General features: G+C 59.6%; 3 protein-coding genes. 1 reads left to right on the forward strand and 2 read right to left on the reverse strand.

The window, feature by feature from the left end:
* Positions 1-169: 169 nt before the first annotated feature.
* Together ACI77I_RS31775 and ACI77I_RS31780 are read right to left on the reverse strand one after the other, a co-directional pair.
* Positions 170-877, reverse strand: coding sequence for a YebC/PmpR family DNA-binding transcriptional regulator (locus ACI77I_RS31775; protein ID WP_034120341.1), 708 nt, complete (start codon positions 875-877; stop codon positions 170-172).
* A gap of 109 nt (positions 878-986) precedes the next feature.
* Complete coding sequence (locus ACI77I_RS31780; RefSeq protein WP_407000146.1) at positions 987-2,312, reverse strand: MFS transporter; 1,326 nt, start codon at positions 2,310-2,312, stop codon at positions 987-989.
* 255 nt (positions 2,313-2,567) lie between these two features.
* Here ACI77I_RS31780 and ACI77I_RS31785 point away from each other — a divergent pair, with 255 nt between their 5' ends.
* Entirely contained in the window at positions 2,568-3,440 is an 873-nt protein-coding gene (locus ACI77I_RS31785) for a LysR substrate-binding domain-containing protein (RefSeq protein WP_094953868.1), read from the forward strand.
* Positions 3,441-3,689 lie beyond the last annotated feature (249 nt).

A 3,689-nucleotide genomic window follows, 5' to 3' on the forward strand; every position in this document is an offset into this window, starting at 1 on the left:
GGACTTTTTGGTTACTTTTTGGTCCTTCAAAAAGTGACCCGCTGTAAGAGCGGAACCCTACGAAGCCGTTACCGCAGCAACGGATATGTACTCAATCTACCCAAAATCAGCGCCCCCCTCAAAAACCACCATCGCACGCAACCCCGCGCCCACTTTTTTGAACCGCGCCTTAGCCAGCCAGACCAACGAACATATCCTGCACGTCATCATGGTTGTCCAACCCTTCCAGAAAGGCCTCGACTTCAGCCATCTGCTCATCAGTCAAACCACTCACCGGGTTCTTCGAGAGGTAACCCAACTTGGCCGACAACACGGTAAAACCCTGCTCCGGCAACGCTTTCTGCACAGCATCCAGGTCGGTAGTTTCGGTAATAAACAGGGTGGTCCCTTCTTCCTCGCCGTCTTCGAAATCCTGGGCCCCAGCTTCAATGGCGGCCATTTCCGGATCAGCGTCCGGCGTGTCCGGCGACGCTTCGATCAACCCGACATGGTTAAAGTCCCAGGCCACGGAGCCGGAAGCACCCAATTGCCCTTTACGGAACGCCACACGAATCTCCGCCACAGTGCGGTTGATGTTGTCGGTCACGCATTCAACGATCAGCGGCACCTGGTGCGGGGCGAAACCTTCGTAGGTCACGCGGTGGTACTGCACGGTTTCACCCAGCAGACCGGCGCCTTTCTTAATGGCGCGCTCCAAGGTTTCCTTGGGCATCGAGGCCTTTTTGGCCTGCTCTACTACCAGACGCAGGTGGGCGTTGGTCGCGGTGTCGGCACCGTTACGGGCGGCGATGGTGATTTCTTTCACCAGCTTGCCAAAGATTTTGCCCTTGGCATTGGATGCCGCTTCTTTATGTTTGACTTTCCACTGTGCGCCCATGACTCACTCTCTTCATATCCATGGCGCCGAGACGTCTACTGGCCGGCGCTTTGGGGGCAGAGTTTATAGCGCAAAAACGCGCTAATCCACCAAAAACCGGCCATGCCCCTCAGGTTCGCAAGGGTTTGTTCGCAACGCTACGGTCCGGCACAAAATCCCCCACCTGTGCCAGCTCCGCCGGCCTGGCATTCCAGTAAGGCATCAGCACCACTGAGGAAAACAGCGCGGCGCCGGCAAACACAATAAATACCGTCACTGTGTCGAAGTAGCCCGGCAGCAGCCCGCCAAGAATCGCCCCGACCGAACCGCAACCATTCACAAAGCCGGCTGCCGTGGCGCCGGCCTTGGCAGTACCGAAGTCGATGGCGGCAGTGCTGCTGATCATCGAGTCCGGGCCGTACAGGCTCAGGCCCATGACAAACAGCAAGGCCATCACCAGCATCACACTGCCGGTGTGCAGCGCGCCCATGAACAACCCCAGGGCTACCGTCAGCACCAGCAGGCTGAGCACACAGGCCGGCATGCGCCGGGCGCCGAACAGTTTGTCGGACGCCAGCCCAATCATGATCGGCCCCAGCAACCCGGCCAGCTCAAACGCCGTCGGTACGATCGCCGCGCCCACCTTACCCACCGAGGGCATCTGCTCGTAAACGATCACCGGCCCCCACAAGAGGATGGCGTAACGCGCCGGTTTCAACAGGAAATACGCCAGCCCCAACGTCAGCACCGTGCGGTTACGCAAAATGGCGCGCAGTGGCTCGAGCACGCTGACACGCTTTTCGGCGGCAGTCTCCTCGGCGCTCAGCGGCGGTTGCGGCTCAACCGCCGGCAAGCCCACATCCTGCGGCGTATTGCGCTGGAAGATAAAGAACAGCACCGCGACCACGGCCACCACCGCCGCACTGGAGATAAATGCCGCGTGCCAACTGCCGATCAACGTGTAGGCCCACCACCCGGCAAAGGGCGACGCCACCAGGCCACCAAACGCGTAGCACGAACTCCACAGCCCAAGCACCCGCCCGCGCTGCTGCGCCGGGAAGAAACTGCCCAGGTTCTTGCACAACCCCGACCAGCCTGTGGACTGCGCCAGCCCTTGGATCAGCATGCAACTGATAAAGATCGGCAAGGTGGCGAACGTGCCCATCACCAAGGCGGCGGCGGCTGAAATCAGCAGCCCGCTCAGCACCACCACCCTTGGGCCAAAGCGGTCGGCCAGCATGCCCCAAGTGAACTGCCCCACGGCATAGGCGGCCAGGTAGAGGCCGTCGAGGTTGGCCATCATCATTTTATCGAGGGGGAAACTCGGGTCGTCGACGATACCGAGCTTGGCCACCGAAAACGCCTTGCGCGTGAAATAGAAGGCCGCGTACGCCAGCCAGGTGATGGCGAAAATCTGCACGCGCCAACGCTTGATACTACCCATAAGGATATTCATGGTGGTTCTGACCTCAGGTGAGTGTGCCGGCAGAATCGAGAAGCGAATGCCTGTTTTTTTTATGGTTGAGCACTGCAATGCCGAGCCTTGTAACGCGCGACATTGGTCAGATGGGCCTGCTTGCCAGCACCCATGGTCATCGCCGTTGTAGAACTCAACTGACGGCGACTGGCCGTATAAAACCAATGGCTGACTAATAGGTAAAATCGATTTATCGTATTTCAAATATAAGCTGAGCTTGTAAGAGGATCTGCGATGTCGGTATCCCATGCACAACTCAAAGCCTTCCACGCCGTGGCCGTACACGGCAGCTTTACCCAGGCGGCCGAGCGCCTATTTCTGACGCAGCCGGCCATTTCCGACCAGGTGCGTAAACTCGAAGAGCGCTTCGGGGTGCTGTTGTTTCATCGCAACAAACGCTCGGTGCGCCTGACCGACCTGGGTGAGCGCCTGCTGAGCATCACCCAGCGCCTGTTTGTGATCGAAGCCGAAGCCGAAGAATTGCTGCAGGACTCGCGCGCGTTGCAAACCGGCACCCTCACGCTGGCCGTGGATGCCCCTGTGCACGTGCTGCCGCAAATCGCCCGCTTCTGCCAGCTTTACCCAGGGATCAGCGTGAAGATCGAAACCGGCAACACCGACGAATCGCTGTTTCGCCTGTACAACTACCAGGCCGACCTGGCATTGCTAGGCCGCGATGTCGACGATGAGCGCCTGCTGTCGCTGCCCTTGCCCGACGACCAGTTACTCGCGTTTGTCGCACGTAACCACCCGTGGGCCGGGCGTGAGTCGATCTGCTTGGCCGACCTGGATGATACGCCGCTGGTACTGCGCGAAATCGGCTCGGTCACCCGTCAGACCCTGGAGCAGGAAATGCGCCAGGCCGGGCTACGCATTCGCCCTGCGATCCAGGTGGAGGGCCGCGAAGCTGCACGTGAGGCGGTGGTGGTGGGGATTGGCGTGGGGGTGGTTTCCGCTGCGGAATTCGGCGCCGACTCACGGGTGTATGCCATGCCGATCCGCGATTGCACCCAGCGCATGAAAGAAACCTTGGTGTGCCTCAAAGAGCAGAGTTCGCGCCGGGTGGTGGCGACCTTTCTCGATATTGTCCGTGACAGTCTGCGGTGAACTCGCAGGCCTCATCGCGGGCTTGCCTGGCTCCCACAGTGGACCGCGTACTCCAGCACAACTCGGTCAACTGTGGGAGCCGGGCTTGCCCGCGATGACCATAGGTATCTACACATCTTTTTATGGGTTGAGTTCTTTGGTTGTCGTGAGGGCGCTGGGTACATATCCGTTGCTGCGGTAACGGCTACCTAGGGTTCCGCCCTTACGGCGGGTCACTTTTGGAAAAGAGCCCCAAAAGTAACCAAAAGG

The sequence above is a fragment of the Pseudomonas sp. D47 genome (assembly GCF_045447305.1).
GTDB lineage: Bacteria > Pseudomonadota > Gammaproteobacteria > Pseudomonadales > Pseudomonadaceae > Aquipseudomonas.

Coding starts and splice junctions, on each gene's coding strand:
- ACI77I_RS31775 (WP_034120341.1), bottom strand. CDS start 877: ATGGGCGCACAGTGGAAAGTCAAACATAAAGAAGCGGCATCCAATGCC.
- ACI77I_RS31785 (WP_094953868.1), top strand. CDS start 2,568: ATGTCGGTATCCCATGCACAACTCAAAGCCTTCCACGCCGTGGCCGTA.
- ACI77I_RS31780 (WP_407000146.1), bottom strand. CDS start 2,312: ATGAATATCCTTATGGGTAGTATCAAGCGTTGGCGCGTGCAGATTTTC.